The sequence below is a fragment of the uncultured Olegusella sp. genome (assembly GCF_947253395.1).
Lineage (GTDB): Bacteria > Actinomycetota > Coriobacteriia > Coriobacteriales > Atopobiaceae > Olegusella.
This window is the reverse complement of the sequence record NZ_CAMXYY010000002.1, coordinates 28,810-45,901: the sequence shown is the minus strand read 5'-3', so window position 1 is coordinate 45,901 and position 17,092 is coordinate 28,810. Positions and strand designations below refer to the sequence as shown.

General features: G+C 47.4%; 18 protein-coding genes. 1 reads left to right on the top strand and 17 read right to left on the bottom strand.

Annotation, left to right across the window (positions count from 1 at the left end; all coding sequences use genetic code 11):
• Positions 1-113 precede the first annotated feature (113 nt).
• Entirely contained in the window at positions 114-431 is a 318-nt protein-coding gene (locus Q0X25_RS00570; protein WP_298578318.1) for a KH domain-containing protein, read from the bottom strand.
• Between the two features lie 3 nt (positions 432-434).
• The gene (gene rpsP, locus Q0X25_RS00565) at positions 435-752 is read right to left on the bottom strand and encodes a 30S ribosomal protein S16 (RefSeq protein WP_298578376.1); all 318 of its coding nucleotides are present in this window, start codon (positions 750-752) and stop codon (positions 435-437) included.
• A gap of 270 nt (positions 753-1,022) precedes the next feature.
• Here rpsP and dinB point away from each other — a divergent pair, with 270 nt between their 5' ends.
• Entirely contained in the window at positions 1,023-2,297 is a 1,275-nt protein-coding gene (dinB, locus tag Q0X25_RS00560; RefSeq protein ID WP_298578316.1) for a DNA polymerase IV, read from the top strand.
• 9 nt (positions 2,298-2,306) lie between these two features.
• On the opposite strand, the gene rsfS is transcribed toward dinB, so the two are convergent.
• From rsfS to mreC, 15 genes are all read right to left on the bottom strand, one after another.
• Positions 2,307-2,699 (bottom strand): ribosome silencing factor, encoded by a 393-nt coding sequence (gene rsfS, locus Q0X25_RS00555; RefSeq protein WP_298578314.1) that lies wholly within the window; start codon positions 2,697-2,699, stop codon positions 2,307-2,309.
• Positions 2,700-2,725: 26 nt separating this feature from the next.
• A complete protein-coding gene (gene yqeK, locus Q0X25_RS00550) occupies positions 2,726-3,361 on the bottom strand; it encodes a bis(5'-nucleosyl)-tetraphosphatase (symmetrical) YqeK (protein WP_298578312.1) in 636 nt (211 codons plus the stop codon).
• A complete protein-coding gene (gene nadD, locus Q0X25_RS00545; RefSeq protein ID WP_298578309.1) occupies positions 3,358-4,164 on the bottom strand; it encodes a nicotinate-nucleotide adenylyltransferase in 807 nt (268 codons plus the stop codon). The genes yqeK and nadD overlap by 4 nt, the downstream gene beginning before the upstream one ends.
• A gap of 46 nt (positions 4,165-4,210) precedes the next feature.
• Positions 4,211-5,332 (bottom strand): glutamate 5-kinase, encoded by a 1,122-nt coding sequence (gene proB, locus Q0X25_RS00540; RefSeq protein ID WP_298578307.1) that lies wholly within the window; start codon positions 5,330-5,332, stop codon positions 4,211-4,213.
• Entirely contained in the window at positions 5,325-6,695 is a 1,371-nt protein-coding gene (gene obgE, locus Q0X25_RS00535) for a GTPase ObgE (protein WP_298578374.1), read from the bottom strand. Before obgE ends, proB begins: the two co-directional genes overlap by 8 nt.
• A 117-nt stretch (positions 6,696-6,812) precedes the next feature.
• Positions 6,813-7,559 carry an energy-coupling factor transporter transmembrane protein EcfT gene (locus Q0X25_RS00530; protein ID WP_298578305.1) on the bottom strand — a complete coding sequence of 249 codons (747 nt, stop codon included), beginning with the start codon at positions 7,557-7,559 and terminating at the stop codon, positions 6,813-6,815.
• Positions 7,560-9,377 carry an ABC transporter ATP-binding protein gene (locus Q0X25_RS00525; protein WP_298578303.1) on the bottom strand — a complete coding sequence of 606 codons (1,818 nt, stop codon included), beginning with the start codon at positions 9,375-9,377 and terminating at the stop codon, positions 7,560-7,562.
• A 41-nt stretch (positions 9,378-9,418) separates the two neighbouring features.
• Positions 9,419-9,988 carry a tryptophan transporter gene (locus tag Q0X25_RS00520; RefSeq protein WP_298578301.1) on the bottom strand — a complete coding sequence of 190 codons (570 nt, stop codon included), beginning with the start codon at positions 9,986-9,988 and terminating at the stop codon, positions 9,419-9,421.
• A 367-nt stretch (positions 9,989-10,355) separates the two neighbouring features.
• Positions 10,356-10,607, bottom strand: a complete 252-nt coding sequence (gene rpmA / locus Q0X25_RS00515; protein ID WP_021735304.1) for a 50S ribosomal protein L27 — start codon at positions 10,605-10,607, stop codon at positions 10,356-10,358.
• A gap of 45 nt (positions 10,608-10,652) precedes the next feature.
• Positions 10,653-10,961 carry a 50S ribosomal protein L21 gene (rplU, locus tag Q0X25_RS00510; protein ID WP_298578297.1) on the bottom strand — a complete coding sequence of 103 codons (309 nt, stop codon included), beginning with the start codon at positions 10,959-10,961 and terminating at the stop codon, positions 10,653-10,655.
• A 211-nt stretch (positions 10,962-11,172) separates the two neighbouring features.
• Positions 11,173-12,153, bottom strand: coding sequence for a hypothetical protein (locus Q0X25_RS00505; protein WP_298578294.1), 981 nt, complete (start codon positions 12,151-12,153; stop codon positions 11,173-11,175).
• A gap of 89 nt (positions 12,154-12,242) precedes the next feature.
• Positions 12,243-13,451, bottom strand: a complete 1,209-nt coding sequence (locus Q0X25_RS00500) for an FtsW/RodA/SpoVE family cell cycle protein (protein ID WP_298578292.1) — start codon at positions 13,449-13,451, stop codon at positions 12,243-12,245.
• Position 13,452: 1 nt separating this feature from the next.
• Positions 13,453-15,483 carry a penicillin-binding protein 2 gene (gene mrdA, locus Q0X25_RS00495; RefSeq protein ID WP_298578289.1) on the bottom strand — a complete coding sequence of 677 codons (2,031 nt, stop codon included), beginning with the start codon at positions 15,481-15,483 and terminating at the stop codon, positions 13,453-13,455.
• Positions 15,484-15,491: 8 nt separating this feature from the next.
• Positions 15,492-16,067 (bottom strand): rod shape-determining protein MreD, encoded by a 576-nt coding sequence (gene mreD / locus Q0X25_RS00490; RefSeq protein WP_298578287.1) that lies wholly within the window; start codon positions 16,065-16,067, stop codon positions 15,492-15,494.
• Positions 16,068-16,073: 6 nt separating this feature from the next.
• On the bottom strand, positions 16,074-17,090 hold the full coding sequence (mreC, locus tag Q0X25_RS00485; RefSeq protein WP_298578285.1) for a rod shape-determining protein MreC: 1,017 nt from the start codon (positions 17,088-17,090) through the stop codon (positions 16,074-16,076).
• Positions 17,091-17,092: the final 2 nt, after the last annotated feature.

The following is a 17,092-nucleotide window of genomic DNA, read 5'->3' as shown; positions in this document are numbered from 1 at the left end:
GCGTATAACAAGGGGGGAAGCCCCGCGACCGGAGTCGCTACGACCTCCCCACCTTTGCCATGTGTCTTTGTTATACCTGCGACCAAGCGCCAATGTTTGCGCGCCATGGCCACCTAACCTACAACCTCTACCTCGACAGAAGTACCCACACGTGAACCAAGGGCACGAGCAAGCGTGCGAATGGCCTTAATCGTGCGACCACGACGACCAATAATACGGCCGGCGTCCTCTTCGGCGCAGCTCACCTCAATAAGTGCGCTGCCCTCACGGTCGGTAACATCCAAAGAAACACTATCTTGATCAGCTACCAAACCGCACACGATATACTCCACGAGATCTGCAACCTTGTCCGAGGCGAGCTCCTCGTCGTCCTGAATCTCCTCGACTACGTCGATGGTCTCCTCAGTGACGTCGGCGAATTCGCCGGTCATGGCTTACTCCTCGTCCTGGGCTGCTGATACCTTGGCCTGAGCCTTTTTAGAAAGCTTGGCCTTCTTCTCAGGTGCGGGAGCACCAGTACGCACAATGTCCATCAGATGAGAGACGGTAGAGCTGGGCTGAGCACCCTTAGCAACCCACTCATCAATCTTCTCAAGGTCAAGCTGAATGGTCTTGGGAGTGGTCAAAGGATTATAGCGACCAACCTCCTCAATATAACGACCATCGCGAGGCATACGACCATCAGCGACGACAACGCGATAATAGGGACGCTTCTTGGCGCCGTGACGGGCCAAACGAATCTTGACTGCCAATGAAAACTCCTTCAGACGAGCGACACCGTGGTAGTAGTAGTTGTGCCGCTTTGCCACACAAATGCTCTCCTACTATACGACTCTTAGCGTTTGGTGCAAGGTATAGTTTTTATATCTTAAAGACAAAATCCATGTAAAAGCAACGTTTAAGCAGCTCTAAGAACAAATTTATCAATGTTTTTTTGAATTTTTGAATAAGCATAACTTCAGCTTATTGCACAGGCATCTAGAACAAAGGAGCCATCTTGCTACTTACCTATAATGATAAGCATGGAGAATGTAAAGGATGACAGAGCGGTAATTCCTTGGTCAGGACGAGCAATCGGCTTGCTTGATCTGGATGCGTTCTTTGCCTCGGTCGAACAGCTTGATCACCCAGAATGGCGAGGTAAGCCCCTTATTGTTGGAGGGTCTTCAAAGCGTCGTGGTGTCGTTTCGACCGCATCTTATGAGGCACGCAAATTTGGCGTACATTCTGCTATGCCTAGTGTTCTGGCAGAACGTCTTTGCCCCCAAGCAATTTGGACTGAAGGTCATTTCTCGCGATACCGCGAGTTATCTGCAGCTGTCATGAATATTCTTGTTGATGAAACACCCTTGGTAGAGCAAGTTTCTATTGATGAGGCTTTTTTTGATATAACACCTGGTCGTTATGCTGCAGAAAATCCCCTTGTTATTTGTCGGCGAATTCAAAATCGTGTGGAAAAACTTGGAATTAGTTGCTCCATCGGACTTGGCATTAACAAAACTATAGCCAAAATCGCTTCTGAGCGAGAAAAACCCCGTGGACTCACCGTTGTACCTCCAGGTACAGAAGCTCTCTTTTTGGCACCTTTGCCCGTACGCGCTATGAGTGGTATCGGAAGCAAAGCGGAAGCAAGACTACAAGCGCTACATATAAAAACTCTCGGACAACTTGCCCAAGCAGATCCACAACAACTCAGACGAATGATGGGGAGTTATGGACCTCGCCTCATAGAGCGCGCAGCAGGCAAAGAACAAAGCATTGTCGCGGAGCGGGCCGTACATGAAGTGCCAAAGTCAGTTTCTTCTGAGCGTACCTTTGCCCACGATCTATGCAATAAAAAAGATGTCCATGCCGCAGTTTTGCATGTAGCCGCGCTCACGGGTACACGCCTGAGAAAAAAAGGGCTTAAAGGTAGCGAACTAAGCTTAAAGCTTAAGTTTGACTTCAATAAAAGCCATACTATTCAGCGCCAACTTGACAGGCCCACAGATGATGAACACGAATTTGCCCAGGTAGCACTCGAACTTCTTGAGCAGATTTGGCATGAAGGGAGCCCTGTACGTCTTGTAGGCGTGGGTATAAGCAATTTTGAGGCAAGCAACTCTCAACAACTCAGTCTTTTTGAGACGGAATCTGATGTGGAAGAGAGCAAACGTCTTGCTAAGAAAAAACGTGACCTACGTCGCCTTGCTCTTACCACTGACGAACTAAAATCACGTTTTGGAAATTCAGTTATTGCCTATGGGCATGATTTGCGTCTACGTGGCGAGCTCGACGAAGAAGGTCGCTCTCGATAAGCCTGCAGCTTATTTGTTTTTGTCACAAGAATCTGGCTCTGCCTGACCCTCTAAACCAAAATTCACACGTGGAGCATCTCCCCAAAGGCGTTCAATACGGAAATACTCACGCGCTTGAGGTCTAAAAACATGAATAACTACGGCACCATAATCCATCAAAGTCCAGCCAGAACCTGCTTTGCCTTCAACAGATAAGGGTGCTTCCTGGCAATTCTTCTTTACCTTTTCCTCAATTGCCTCAAGCACGGCATCAGCTTGTGCCTTGCTAGAGGCTGTACAAATCAAGAAGTAATCACACATATCGGTCTCATTTTCAAGATCGATAATGACAATATCCTGAGCTTTTTTGTCATCTGCAGCGATTGCGGCAACGTGTACGAGTTCGAGGGGTGTAACTGCCATGTAGCCAACCTTTCTTGAAGACTTCCTTAGTGCTTAAGGACATAGCTGTTGTATAACTCTAGAGTACCCGGATAAAGGTAGCGTCTACCTTCCAACACGTAGACTACACCACCAATAAACGACTCCCAATAGAGCTCATCAAGCGAAACTTTTCCCACAAGCGAGCGTGTACGCTCAATTCCTGGACTTGCAGGACGCAAAGGCTCAATGCCATCAGCAATAAATAACACCATATCAAGAGGCGTCATATCCTGAGCCCCTGTGGTATGACGAGCAATAGCTTGCCATACTTCAGAAGGAAGTTCAGGAAATTTGGAAGGTAAATCATGAGCGGCAGTTAAGCCATGCAAAAGGTTTCCCACCAAGGAAAGCTCAACACCCATATCAATATTGGCAGCCTGAGCATGCTGCAACTGCTCATCAAAGGTGAGCGTCTTATCCCAATCGTGCAATATACCGGCTGCTTGTGCCAGATAGGGACTAACACTATAGATATGTGCCAAGCGTCCTGCTTCAGTCGCTACAGAAAGTGAATGAGCATATCTTTTAGGCTTAACAACAGCCATATGCTCACGCAAAGCAGCACGTAGCTTTGCAAGCTCTGCGCTTTGATGAGCATCAAGACCTTCATCGATGTCGCGATAAACTTGAAGTCCACTCATGCAGTTACTTCCTCTGTAGCCCCATCATGTACACGGGCTTTTTCCAGCGCCATCACCGATCCATAACTCAACGAATGTGCTCCATAAAGCTCATGTTTGTGAATATAGCCAGTAACAGTATCCGGCGTAAGATAACGTAGGCTCTGACCTTCTTCAACACGCCTGCGCAGATAACTTGAGGAAATTGCCAATGCCGGCACTTCAAGATAAGTTACTTGGAAGTCATAGGGAGACTCTGCGATTGCAGTTTGTGCATGCCTCAAGTCATAACCTGGACGAGTAGCACCTACGAGATGAGCTAAATCTGCAATATTTCCTGCATCCTTCCAACGCACTATATCGGCAATAGCATCTGCTCCGGTAATAAAGAAAAGCTCAACATTATTTGGATAAATCGATCTCAGCAAACGAAGAGTTTCGGCTGTATACGTCACACCTTCACGGTCTACCTCAAAGCGACTCGCCATAAAATGTGGATTGTCTGAGGTGGCAAGCAGAGTCATGGCATAGCGATCTTCACCCGAAGAAACATGAACATGCTGTTTAAAAGCGGGGGAACCCGCAGGCATAAAAACAACGACATCAAGATTGAGCGCATCAAAAGCGGTCTCAGCACAAACAAGGTGCCCATGATGAATGGGGTCAAAAGTCCCACCCATAATACCTAAACGATAGCGCTTTTTTGGATCGGTACCCAAAAGTGGTAAGTCACCACAGGCAGGCGTGCGTATACGCAACTTTTGACTCGCGATATGCGCAGGACTTAGGACACCACTACCGTCATCAGGCTCTCGCAAAGGCATTTCGAGGGTTCTCCTCTCCGCTCATTGAGTCTCGTTATCCTTCTTACTAAAAAACAAGCAATTCATCTCGGTGAATTGCAGGAGTAGATGCTTTCTCGGGCAAGAAACGTCCAATAATCTCAAGGCGTAAACCTTGTACGCGGATCATATCTTCACTGCTATAACGGCTCACCCCACGACCGATAAGACTGCCATCGGGACCAAATACACTCAAGACATCACCTTCGGCATAGCGTCCTTCACTTTGGGTAATGCCAACAGGAAGTATTGATCCACCTTGTTGGAGTACAGCTTTGCAGGCTCCCTCATCGAGAGTAATTTGTCCGCGTGCAGGTTCGGCAAGGCCAATCCATAGTTTGCGTGAATCCTCATGGTTTGCCGTAGCAGATTCAAAACGCGTACCAATTTCCTTACCCAACACTGCATCAAGCAAGATATGTGACATACGTCCTCGACACACAAGCGTGGGAATGCCCGCTGCCATCGCAGCACGAGCAGCTCGAAGTTTGGTTGCCATGCCACCCGTTCCAATGGAGCTGCCCGAACCTGACGCCATTGCACTGATGTGAGCATCAATATGACTCACATGATGGATAAGCGTAGCTTCAGGGTGTGTCGAAGGATTGGCAGTGTATAGTCCATTCACATCAGACAAAATGATGTACAAATCTGCTGCTACTAAGGTAGCTACGATGGCACCGAGCATATCATTGTCACCAAAGGTAAATTCAGCAACAGATACCGTATCGTTTTCATTGACAACGGGCACCGCCCCAAGCTCAATAAGGCTACGCAGCGTTGTGCGTGCGTTGAGATAACCTATTCTATCCATCACATCTCGTCGGGTAAGTAACACCTGACCACAGGCAATGCCATGTTCTTCCAAAACCTCACCGTAAGCCCCAACAAGAGCAACCTGCCCAGCAGCTGCACACGCTTGCAGCAAAGCTATATCTTTGGGACGTCTTTCAAAGCCCAGCTTATCAAGACCTGCGGCAACAGCGCCTGAGGAAACAAGAATAACGTTGAAGCCTTGGTGTTCAAGCTCAGCTATTTGGTCACAAAGCTGACGCACAAAAGAGGTGTCAATTCGAAAATTTTTATCTACAAGCGTTGAGGAACCAAGCTTGACAACAATAGTTCCACCTGCGGGTATGGCATTAAACATCGGCAAGACCCTCATCACACACGTCCTCTAAGAACTCTTCTTCTGAGACAGACTGAGCATTGCGGGCGCTCTCATAATCAAAGGCAAAACCCAAGATGCGCACCTCATCACCTTCCTGAACTCCCGCTTTTTCTAGACGGTCAAACAAGCCAATACGCTGCATGCGATGCTGCATAAACGAAATAGCCTCTTCGTTTTCCCAGTCAGTTTGCACAATCATGCGCTCAATAGCGTCCCCAGTGATACGCCAGACATGGCGCTCTTCGCGCGTGATGTGGATGGTCGTTTCACGGCGGCGACGTTGTTCTTCAAGACGTGCATTTAGCTCTTCGGCAGACTCCCCCGCCTTAATAGCAGCCCTAAGACTTGCAACACGTGTTGCACAGGCGGCAACAAGGGAGTTTAAACCTTCACCTGTAGCTGCCGACACCGCAAAAAAAGGTCTGCCATCGGCTGTAGCTGCCGCCCTTAGGCGAGCGATAGCATCTTCGGTGCCAGGTAGGTCACATTTGTTGGCAACGACAATCTGAGGACGTTCAGAGAACTCCTCAGCATATACGCTAAGCTCTGCATTAATGGTCTTGTAGTCCTCAACAGGGTCGCGTCCCTCAAAACCACCTGTCGCATCAACCACATGAATCAATAAGGCTGTTCGTTCAATATGACGAAGGAATTCATGACCCAGCCCCCTGCCAAGAGCTGCGCCCTCAATAAGGCCAGGAACATCCGCAACGACAAAAGATGACCCGTCTTGTGCGCGAGCTACCCCCAGATTAGGTACAAGTGTGGTAAAGGGGTAGTCAGCGATTTTGGGGCGAGCAGCTGAGATGCGCGCGATAAGAGAGCTTTTGCCTACTGATGGCATGCCAACCAAGGCTGCATCAGCTAAAAGTTTCATCTCAAGCTCAATCCAATGCTCTCGCGCAGGCACACCTTTTTCTGCAAAGGCAGGAGCTCGACGTACAGAGCTCACAAAATGAATATTGCCACGACCGCCGTGACCACCAGGACCTACAATGACACGCTCCCCAGGAGCAACAAGATCGGCAATCTCAAAACATGGCTCCATAGTCTCAGCATCAAGCTCTCGTACTACCGTTCCTAACGGTACATGCAGCTCAAGATCATGACCATCCTTACCATGGCGACGTGACCCCTGACCATGAGTACCGCGTTCCGCCTTAAAATGATGCTTAAAGCGATAATCAATCAAAGATGAAATATGGGGATCAGCGACAAGCACCACATCGCCGCCACGACCGCCATCTCCTCCGTCAGGTCCGCCCTTAGGTACGTGCGCCTCACGACGGAATGACATGCAGCCAGCACCACCATCTCCGCCCTTAACGCAGATTCTCGACATATCTGTGAAGCTCACGCCCAAAGTTTCCTCCTTGATTGCTGCTTCTATGGTAACAAACCCAGCATGCCCAAGGGACATCATGCCTATACCTAGCTGGGCTAAGGTAAAAATTAATCCTTATAAAATGATGGAAGCAGCCACAATTAACATACCTGCGGCAAAAACAACAATATCAGCCGCAGCAAAAGGATAGCGTTTATAGGAAGAGGAACGCGTGCGCAAATAAAAGCCTCTTTCCTCTGCTGCGAGCGCTGTATCATCAGCTTTGGCAACCGAAGAGATCAGCAACGGTGCTGCAAGCGGCAGCATCAGACGTAGGCGTCTAAAAATGCTACCCTCATCAAAAGAGGCACCGCGGGCAGTCTGAGCTTCAACGATTTTGTTCATCTCATCCGCAAAAATCGGCACAAAACGAAGAGCAGTAGTAATAGTAAAAGCGTAACGATAAGGAACGTGCAACACTTCAACTGCAGCATTTGCAAGATCAGTAAGCCGAGTCAACGTGAGCATTTGTACCAAGGGGATGGCAAAAGCTACGAGGCGCAAAGCAACTAATATACCTGTGGAAAGACCTCGGTCTGTCACAAACAAAAAAATAGGCGTGCCATCTCGAATAATAAGCACCTGAACCAAGCACATTACCAAGCCCAAACCCAAAAGACCCGTAAGCAGGCTTAAAGTCTCTTTGCCAATGCCCGCATAAAGGCCTATGAGGACTTCTACACCAATGATGCCCATCAATATAAAGGGATGAGGCGCTAAAAAAACAGCCACACAAATACAGAGTGCCAATAAAACCTTGGAAAGAGGATTAGCACGATGAAGCAGGGTGGTACCCTCAGAGTACTTCAGAAGACCTGCCATTTATCTCACCAGACCTTCCGTAATAGTCACAATATCACTCACCTCAGACAGACTTTTATAGACACTGTAGCCATCTGCTGCCAACTTGCTAGAAAGACCAAGAATCTGCGGCGGTGCCACAGAAGCCTGCTTCATGAGCTCAGAATTCTCAAAAAGTTCAACGGGATTGCCATCAGCACGACTAAAGCCATCAGACATGACCATAATGCGGCTTGCAAAGTCATAGACAACTTCCATGTCATGACACACCATCACAATGGCACAGCCCTGCTTGCGCGCCTCTTTGACCGCCCTCATGACAACCATACACTCTTGATAATCAAGACCACAGGTAGGCTCATCTAAAATGAGTAACTGTGGGCGCACTACGATTACACTGGCAAGAGCCACAATCTGCCGCTGGCCACGTGAAAGCGAAAACGGAGCAACATCGGCTGGTAAGGAAAACTGTTTAATCGTTTGTGCTGCTCGAGAGCGGGCTATTTGTGTATCAACGCCTAGTAATTCCAAGGAAAAAGCCACTTCATCGAGGACAGTTTCTTTGCAAATCTGATGATCGGGATCTTGAAAAAGCGTCGAGACATGACGTGCAATCTGACTTGTACGAGCTACAGATGTATCCAAACCACAGATGGTCACCCTGCCTTCAGAGGGCTTGAGAAGACCATTCATGAGTTTGGTAAGGGTAGTTTTACCTGCACCATTTTGACCAATAATGGCAAGCAGCTCACCGGGATACACCTCAAAATCAATATCTTGCACCGAAGCGGCATGAGGTCCATAGGAAAAAGCTACGCGGTCAAAAGACAAGACTGCCTGTTGCTGGGTCTTGGAACCAGCTTCGTGTTGCACTATAAACGCGTCTTCGCTTCTTCTGGGCTCAAAATCAGCCCTGCGAGGAGTTTTATTGTCAGCAATTAAATTCTTGATACCAGCAAATGCAGTATCCGTAGTCAAAAAAGAACAGCTTTTATCAAGTAATTGCTTTGCATGCAGCTTGTTTGAAACACGGGTAACGCGTGGAGAATCAACACCGATGGCTTTGAGCTCTTGACGGTGCGTCAAAACTTCTGCGGGGCTGCCATCAAGGGCAACAGCTCCTTCGGAAAGCACGAGCATACGCTGACAATACTCAGCAAGCAGAGCAACTTTTTGCTCTACCACAACCACTGTAATTCCTTGAGTCTGATTGAGTAGACGAAGCGTATCAAATACCTGACGTGACGAAAGCGGATCGAGTGCTGCCGTAGGCTCATCTAAAACCAATACACGAGGTTGCAAGGCCAAAATTGCGGCAATCGCAACTTTTTGCTTCTGTCCTCCAGAAAGAGTCGCAATATCGCGATGAAGCAAATCGGAGATGCCTACCGCTTCAAGCGCCTCAAATACGCGCGGCATTATGTGCTCATGATCAACACCAAAGTTTTCAAGACCATAAAGCAACTCATCTTCTACGTTTGCAGAAACCATCTGTGCATCAATGTCCTGCAAGACGCTACCAACAATCTGAGAGACATCTGTAAGCTCGACTTCGCAGGTATCAATACCCGCTACCAAACAAGCACCTCTGAACTCACCTTTATAATGATGAGGTATCGCACCCGACAGCACCGAAGTAAGGGTAGTTTTACCTGCTCCAGAAGGACCAATGATACCTACGAAGTCTCCTTCATTGATGTCAAGACTTACATCATGTAACGCATAGGGGCGCACATGCAGGGAGTTATTTTTTTGCGTCGTATCCTCAAAAGCAAAAGATACGTGAGACAACTGAATAACTGGTATGGCAGCCGAATCACATGCCCTACATACTGACACTACAAGCCCCTTTCAAAGGATGGCAGCATCCTTGATACAACTTAACGAGAGACAACCTTACGCAAAGCAGGGTAAAGACCACCTACTACCAAGGCATTGCCCACCGCAGTACTTAACACAACAATTAATAGGGGCAGCATGGAAGCAAGCGCACCCTTAAGTACGATGACCATTGCAATAGAAGCAAAAATCAGACCAGAAACCAAAGTAGTAACAAAACCCACAACAAAAGGAAGATATACAGGTGTCTTGTCATCGGTAAATTTATTAACGAGCAAAAAAGCTACAACTGCGCCAGGAATATCCGCAACGTATTCAACGCCAGGAATAGAAGTAGTGATTTGAATGACGGTAGCCGCGAGAATACCAAAGATTATGGCTTGAGGCAGGGTCGGCTTAAGCAGCAGGATAGCCAAGCAATATGCAGCAATACAAAACTCAGGCTTGATACCTGTAATAGCGAGCATGTTACCCACTGTTGCATTGAGAATAAAACCTGCAGCAAGAAGAATAGCGACGAGAACCAAAGAACCAACATCAAGCTTGCCTGACTGTGCCTGAGTACTTTTGATGGTACGGACTTCAGCGCCAGTATGCTTCGAATTTTCCATGAGAGTTTCTCCTAACATGAGCTTTGATAGTCAATGTAGATTGAACGACACAAAAAAACGGCTCCCGGTCAACCCGGAAGTCGTCTGCACAAGTCATGTGGCAGCAAGCGACCTAGAGTCGACCAAAAGAAGACCAGCTACGCCACCACCAGTTCATGCCCTTAGAAGTGCTTATCTGAGTCATCATGGTCAAACTCCCTTCTTCACTCGATTTCGTGTTAGTGGGACTATATCAAAGAGCACGCTTAGATTGAGTCTCATTTCACATACGTTTATGAATTGAAACAAAGTGTTCAAGCAAGACAATCAAACACAAAGACAAAACCCCACCGCACTAGCGATGGGGTTTGATTATGCAACCTACACTCTACTCAGCAGGCACCACGTTAACGACGTGCTTGGCACCCCTCACAAACTGCACGGTGCCATCCTGCAGTGCAAAAAGCGTGTCATCCTTGCCACGACCAACACCTGTACCAGGAGTAATGTGTGTGCCACGCTGACGAACAATAACCTGACCGGTCTTAATTGTCTGACCACCAAAAATCTTGGTACCAAGACGCTGAGCGTTGGAATCGCGACCGTTGCGCGAAGATGCTTGGCCCTTTTTATGTGCCATAGTACTACCTGCCTTACTCGAAAAACTAATGGGAATAGCGCGAGCCTACGCGGGAATGGAAGTAATCTGCAGGCGCGTAAGCTGCTGCCTGTGACCCTTGGTGCGGCGATAACGCTTGCGCTTGTGAAGCTTGAAGACAATAACCTTCTTGCCCTTGTGCTGATCGACCACTTCAGCGACAACCTTTTTACCCTCGAGCTCAGCGGGAGCGACAACGGTCTTTGTGTCGTCAGCAAGCATCAGGACGTCGAGGTTGACCTTGTCGCCAGGCTGCGCGCTGAGCTTTTCAACGTCAATGACGTCGCCCTCGGCAACCTTATACTGCTTGCCACCAGTCGTAACGATTGCGTACATGTGAGAACCCTTCGATGCTGGAATAGTGCAACAGCTATCCATAATACAGGCGTCGACCTGCATCGTCAACGGAAAAACCGTCAGAGACACAGCGGACGCCTCTAGTTAGGATATACAGCTTAGCCAATTGGAGCAAGCTCTTTATCGCATCCACAAGACTAACACCAAATATAGACTATATACTCCGCGATACTGCGATTTGACGTCGGACTTAGCGATAGCTTATATAGCCAGTTGTACGTGCAGCGGCAGCATCGCTGGATAGTACAGGCGCTATACGCTTGACAACAGTATGGCTCTGCTGAGCCTCTTTGACTGCAACGCATTGTCTAAGCAACCTGTCTTTAAGCTTAGCTGCATCACGAACAAGGCTTCCATCATTTTGAGCTTTCAAAAGCTGAGCTGTTGCCAGGGTACCTGCAAATCCCATGGCTCCTCTCCCCAACCAATTGCCCATAGGCAAAATATTGCTCAGCATACGAGCAAACTGGCGCCAGCTGAGCCCACAAGCCAAAACCAAAGCGGTATCTATCAAAAAAGAAGGCGATAAAGAGCGGCCAGATGCAGCAGCAATGCTCAAGGCTAATTTGAGTTGGTTGACTGTCATGATGGGAAAATCTGAGCCGTGGATAATATCAATAGCACCAACCGCAGCATTTTGAGCAGCACACAGCAGCACCAGCGAATCAATGAGTGTCTGTCTACAAAAACTATAAGACGCAGCAAAGGCCACTGCTTTATCGCTAGCCTCTACCATCCACTGAGCTAACGGTTTTGCAAGCTCTGCAGTATTAGAAACGGCAATGGGTGTCAGTAAGTCTTTGAAGCTTTCGTCCAAATTGTCAAAAGAAGGTAAATCTAGACTACTTTCCGCAATCAAGGCACAAGAAACTCCAGATTCTGCGAAATGCTTTGCTTCTTTGGCAACAAGAGTAAGCTGATTGCCCACAACAAAAATAGCAAGGTCAGGCACAAGCGTTGTGCTCACACCATATTCGAGCTCTTTGATACTTAACTCAGCACTTGGCTGTTCGGCACAAAGCAGTCGTTTGAGTTCAAGTATCAACTCACGAGCAGCAGACATATCGATTATTACCAAAGTATGTGTAGGAGCACAACGTTGCTCATCAGAACTTTTGCTCTCACTTAAAAGCTCAAACACGCTCGATAGCGAAAAAGCTTTCTTTGCCATGCCAGTTTCTCCTCTACACCGTTTTTCTTTTCCATTGTAATGTCAAGAAAAACAGGCATTGTAATGAATGATGCATCCTATGTATTTGCCTACGCAGCTTTGGGACGATGGTGCCAAATGGATTGAATAATACCTGCAGCCGACAGTTGTACGACCATCGAAGATGAACCAAAACTAATAAACGGCAAGGGAATGCCAGTAATAGGCATAATCCCAATACACATACCCACATTTTGCAAGAGCTGAAACGTCCACATTGTTGCAATACCCGCAAGCAACAATTTTGCATACGGCGATTCAAAACGACGAGCAAGCCAAATCGTAGAAAATATTGCCCAAGCAAAGAGAGCTAAAAGCAAAGTTGCCCCCATAAAACCAAACTCTTCAGCCAAAAGAGCAAAAACAAAGTCAGTATGTGCCTCAGGCAAAAAACCCGACCAAGCCTGACTCGCATTACCAATACCTTTACCCAATAGTCCACCAGAGCCAACTGCAATTTTTGCCTGTAGCAGGTTATAACCATCGCCAGCAGGATCTACCGAAGGATCCACAAAGACAAGCAAGCGTTTGAGCTGATAATCCTTAAGCAGTTTGAGAGCGTGCGGAACATTGTCAGCCAATGAGAGACCAACAACCAAAGCAGCAACAGCGACTACCAAACCAATAGTAATGAGAACCCAGCTCCTCTTGGCACCAGACATGATGATAATGGAGGCACCTACAACAAAAACAATGAGACCCGTGCCGAGGTCTTGAATAATCAAAATGGCAAAAATAGCAGCAAGGATACCGCAAATCTTGACATAGTCCCGCAGGGTATCAATCTTGCCATTGTATTCTGCACCAAGACCTGCCATCAAAAAGATGGTAAGTATTTTGACGATTTCCGAAGGTTGGAAACGCAAGCCTACCAAAGGTATTTTGACCCAGCCCGTCATACCTTTGGCAGAAATGCCAAAACCAGGAACATTGGGTAATACAATCAGACCAACGATGATAACAAAAAGTACAATCGAAGATGATTGCATCACACGATAGTCACTGCGCCAGATGGCAAGCGCTACAGCAAAACCCATCATGATACCGAGCAGATGTCGAGGAAAAGAGACATCAACGATAGTACGTGAAGCAGACCAAATGATTACGGTGCCATAGCATACGAGCAGTAGTACAGGTACAAGTCCGCCTAGATAAAAACTACTCAAAGGTCCTGCAAGGCGGCCTTTTTTTGTAGATGCGATGCTCTGTTTGTCAAAAAGCGAGCGAAGATGCTCAAAAAAAGAAGCTGTTTCTGCCATGTTATCTATCCCCCCCTACTTCTTGCTCAGATGTATCGGGTTGACCATAGATAGCACCAAGTACGTCACGAACAACAGGAAGAGCCGAAACGCTACCAAAACCGGCATATTCCAAGCATGATGCAACAACATACTTGGGTTTATCTGCAGGAACATAGGAAATAAACCAACCATGAGGCTGGTCATGGCCAGACTCTGCAGTACCAGTTTTGCCAGCAACACGCACGGTCATATTGGTGAAATGAGATGCCTGAGCCTCAGATTCATCATAGACCACGCCTATAAGCGCCTTATGTATCAAATCAATATATGCATCATTTTCTTTGACCTTTTTAGGATCTTTTGCCTTGTAATCGATAACTGATCCAGAGCCCTCACGAGACATAACGCTTTTAAGTACATGTGGAGTAAACCAGTATCCACCGTTAGCAAGGCCGGCATAAACGCAAGTCATCTGCAGCGGTGTCACCAACAAGTCACCTTGGCCTATAGCAAGGTTGGTATTGTCGCCGCCCTGCCAGCTACGAGCAGTATCATCTGCCGAACTGAAGTAATTCCACTTCCATTTTGCATCAGGTACGCGCCCCACAGATTCGCTGGGCAAGTCAATATCTGTCTTTTTGCCTAAACCCCAAGAGCGATATTTATCCTGCAAAGCTTCGGGAGTCTTGGAATAAAAGATTGCCTTACCAATCTCATAAAAAACAACGTCACAGGAAAAGACTATGCCTGTCTCAATAGACATAAGGCCATGACCTTCATGGTTCCAGCAGTACTGACCATACTCTTTACCAAAACCAGTCCAATATCCTGTGCAATTATAGGTAGAACTTTGAGTTGCAAGCTGATTGTCTAAGGCTGCCAAAGCAGAGAGTGGTTTAATTGTGGAAGCAGAAGGATACTGACCAGTTACGGCACGATTGAGTAGAGGATTGTCACTTTCTTCCTTACCAAGTTCTTCCCAGTCGGAAGCAGAGATACCACCAACAAAAATATTGGGTGAAAAAGTTGGTTCACTTGCCATAGCAATAATTTCACCGTTAGTGACATCCATACAGACGACACAGCCTGCGATACGATCTTCGTTTTTTGGCTTTGAAAGCTTTTTTATAATCTTTTGCAAAGACTCTTCAGCGGCTTTTTGGACATCGATATCCAGCGTCAGCATCACATCAGAGCCAGGCTGAGGTTCAACGGTACTTACGTGATCAAGCACCTTTCCATCTGCGTTAACATATACCGTCTTTTCGCCACGAATACCCTGCAAAACATTTTCATACTGATACTCAACGCCAGCCTGACCTACCGTATCTCCTGACTGATAGTCGGCATTACCGCCAGTTCTTTTATCCTTGGCATTCTTGAGTTGCTCGGCAGATATGGTGCCGGTATAGCCCACAACATGAGCAGCAAGGCTACCATGGGGATAAAGACGCACCGTACGCTGTTCAACGGTAACATCGTGAAAAAGATAGGGGCGTTCCTCAATATAGGCCACAGTATGACGAGAAACATCAGAAGCAACGGTACGCATGCTCTGTGCACCATCGCTTGTATCTTGGATTTTGCGACGCACTGCATGCCAAGGCATACCGATAAGGTTGCCCAGAAGCTGACACTCCAGTTGATCATCGGCAACCACCGATGAGGCAGTCACCGTCAAAGAAGATCTATTGGTAACCAACTCATTGCCGTTGCGATCCAAAATACGTCCACGCGGAGCTAACGTCGAAATAGTGCGAGTGCGATTGGATTCAGCCTGCCGACTATACGTAGTGGTAGAGAGAAGCTGCATAGACCAGAGTTTGACCCAAAGTACGGCAATTACTGTACCTGAAAAAATACCGAGTCCAGCCAAACGCTCGCGAAAACCTGTATCTGATGAGTTACCAGCGCCGCCCGTCGCTCGAGGCGCAGCCCCACCGATATCAAAAGTAAAACGTGATTCCCCTCGCCCAAATATCAAGAAAATGACAATAAGGGCAAGAGCAATGAGTAGACAGATGACTACAATGACCGTGGTCATACTCATAGCTCAGCCTACAGCTTTCCTAGATCGTAATGACTACCGCCACGGCGCTTACCTGCCAGTCCAGCTTTGCGTGCTGTCTTCATGGCAGAATTACCAGACCCCAAATGTAAGAAATGAACAAATAGAGCAAAAACTATCAGCGTCAGCAAAAAAGTCGGTAGCGTTCTCAACACGACGGCATCAACAAAAGACTTGGATGAACCCACAAAGAGCATGGTTAAGTGATAAACCAAGTGAGCTACCAGCGAACTGGCTGCAAAAGCAGTAATACTTTCAGTAGGTTCATCAGAAAGCCTATTGCGTTCTTCAGATCCCAAGACATAACTCATCACGGTAAGCAAGAAAGCCATCAAACCAAAAGGTCCTGTAGTAGACAGATCATAAAACACGCCAGCAGCAAAACTAGAAAGCACACCAGCTCCGCCACCAACAGACAAAGAGACAATTCCAGCAAATACCATAGCGATATTTGCGCGTCCATTTCCGATACCAATATTGGGAGCTAAGGCTAGCTGAAGTACAATGCAAATCAGCGCCAAAACACCAAAGGAGCGGCGATTTTTATTTTTGTCACGTATTTGCATGGCCGCCTACTCCTCTCCCGAAGATGAGTTATCAGAACCATCAGAACTGCTACTACCCAAAGCAGAGCTGCCGCTCTTGGCACTGCTGTTAGCACCCTTTACTTGCTTTGAGTCTTGCTTGTCAGCAGCTGCAATTTCTTCTTCAGTAGCTTCCTGCCCTTCGGTAAGCGAGGTAACTACCAATACTTCTTCAAAATTCTCCGTAGAAGAAAGAGTGGAAACTTGGATATCGAGATAGAGCGCTCCTGTTGTACGATTGACGTTATACACACGCCCCAGAGGTAGCCCCTTGGGAAAAACACCACCCAGTCCACTGGTAACTACCATATCTCCTACTTCAACTTTTTGGTCAGTACCAATCAAAGTGAGATGCAGTGTGCCATCGGCAGAACCATTAAGCATACCCTGGACACGCGTACCTTGAAGCATTGCGGCCACACTAGAGCCTTCATCCGTCAGCAGGCGCACCGTTGAAGACGTAGGACCGCAGGCAATAGTCTGACCAATAATACCTGCAGCATCGGTAACAGGCATGCCCACTGCAAGACCCGCAAGAGTACCCTTATCAATGGTAACCGTTGAGCTCCATGAGTCAGTAGAACCCGCAATAATGCGCGCTGCCGTAGACTTGAGATTGTAGGAGTCCTGCAAGTCCAAAAGCTTCTGCAAACGCTTTGCCGTTTGCTGAGCTTCTTCAAGCTCAGCGTTACGAGCGGTCAACTTTTCGTTGCGAGTCTTAAGCTCAGAGAGCGTCTCCTGACTCGAAGTAAGGTTGGCAAAGATATTTCCCAAACCCTGAAAAGGTGCTGTAACGGCAGAACCTAGTGTCTTTACAGGGGTCATAACCACCTGAAAACCACCACGGATACTATTGAGAGGACCTTTTCCTGCTTCGCGGCTCCCCAAAGTAAAAAATACGACGGAAAGCACAACGCACACGACTGCAACTCGCAAACCATTATTAACACTGCGCTTACGCAGCTGAGCAGGCGTACCAAGTCCGCCGAGTGAATGACGAGGCATGT

Excerpts from the sequence above, each read along its gene's own strand:
- Q0X25_RS00500 (WP_298578292.1), bottom strand. The coding sequence starts at position 13,451 with ATGGCAGAAACAGCTTCTTTTTTTGAGCATCTTCGCTCGCTTTTTGAC.
- Q0X25_RS00530 (WP_298578305.1), bottom strand. The coding sequence starts at position 7,559 with ATGGCAGGTCTTCTGAAGTACTCTGAGGGTACCACCCTGCTTCATCGT.
- rplU (WP_298578297.1), bottom strand. The coding sequence starts at position 10,961 with ATGTACGCAATCGTTACGACTGGTGGCAAGCAGTATAAGGTTGCCGAG.
- Q0X25_RS00520 (WP_298578301.1), bottom strand. The coding sequence starts at position 9,988 with ATGGAAAATTCGAAGCATACTGGCGCTGAAGTCCGTACCATCAAAAGT.
- mreC (WP_298578285.1), bottom strand. The coding sequence starts at position 17,090 with ATGCCTCGTCATTCACTCGGCGGACTTGGTACGCCTGCTCAGCTGCGT.
- mreD (WP_298578287.1), bottom strand. The coding sequence starts at position 16,067 with ATGCAAATACGTGACAAAAATAAAAATCGCCGCTCCTTTGGTGTTTTG.
- mrdA (WP_298578289.1), bottom strand. The coding sequence starts at position 15,483 with ATGAGTATGACCACGGTCATTGTAGTCATCTGTCTACTCATTGCTCTT.
- Q0X25_RS00570 (WP_298578318.1), bottom strand. The coding sequence starts at position 431 with ATGACCGGCGAATTCGCCGACGTCACTGAGGAGACCATCGACGTAGTC.
- proB (WP_298578307.1), bottom strand. The coding sequence starts at position 5,332 with ATGTTTAATGCCATACCCGCAGGTGGAACTATTGTTGTCAAGCTTGGT.
- rsfS (WP_298578314.1), bottom strand. The coding sequence starts at position 2,699 with ATGGCAGTTACACCCCTCGAACTCGTACACGTTGCCGCAATCGCTGCA.
- rpmA (WP_021735304.1), bottom strand. The coding sequence starts at position 10,607 with ATGGCACATAAAAAGGGCCAAGCATCTTCGCGCAACGGTCGCGATTCC.
- yqeK (WP_298578312.1), bottom strand. The coding sequence starts at position 3,361 with ATGAGTGGACTTCAAGTTTATCGCGACATCGATGAAGGTCTTGATGCT.
- obgE (WP_298578374.1), bottom strand. The coding sequence starts at position 6,695 with ATGTCGAGAATCTGCGTTAAGGGCGGAGATGGTGGTGCTGGCTGCATG.
- Q0X25_RS00505 (WP_298578294.1), bottom strand. The coding sequence starts at position 12,153 with ATGGCAAAGAAAGCTTTTTCGCTATCGAGCGTGTTTGAGCTTTTAAGT.
- nadD (WP_298578309.1), bottom strand. The coding sequence starts at position 4,164 with ATGCCTTTGCGAGAGCCTGATGACGGTAGTGGTGTCCTAAGTCCTGCG.
- dinB (WP_298578316.1), top strand. The coding sequence starts at position 1,023 with ATGGAGAATGTAAAGGATGACAGAGCGGTAATTCCTTGGTCAGGACGA.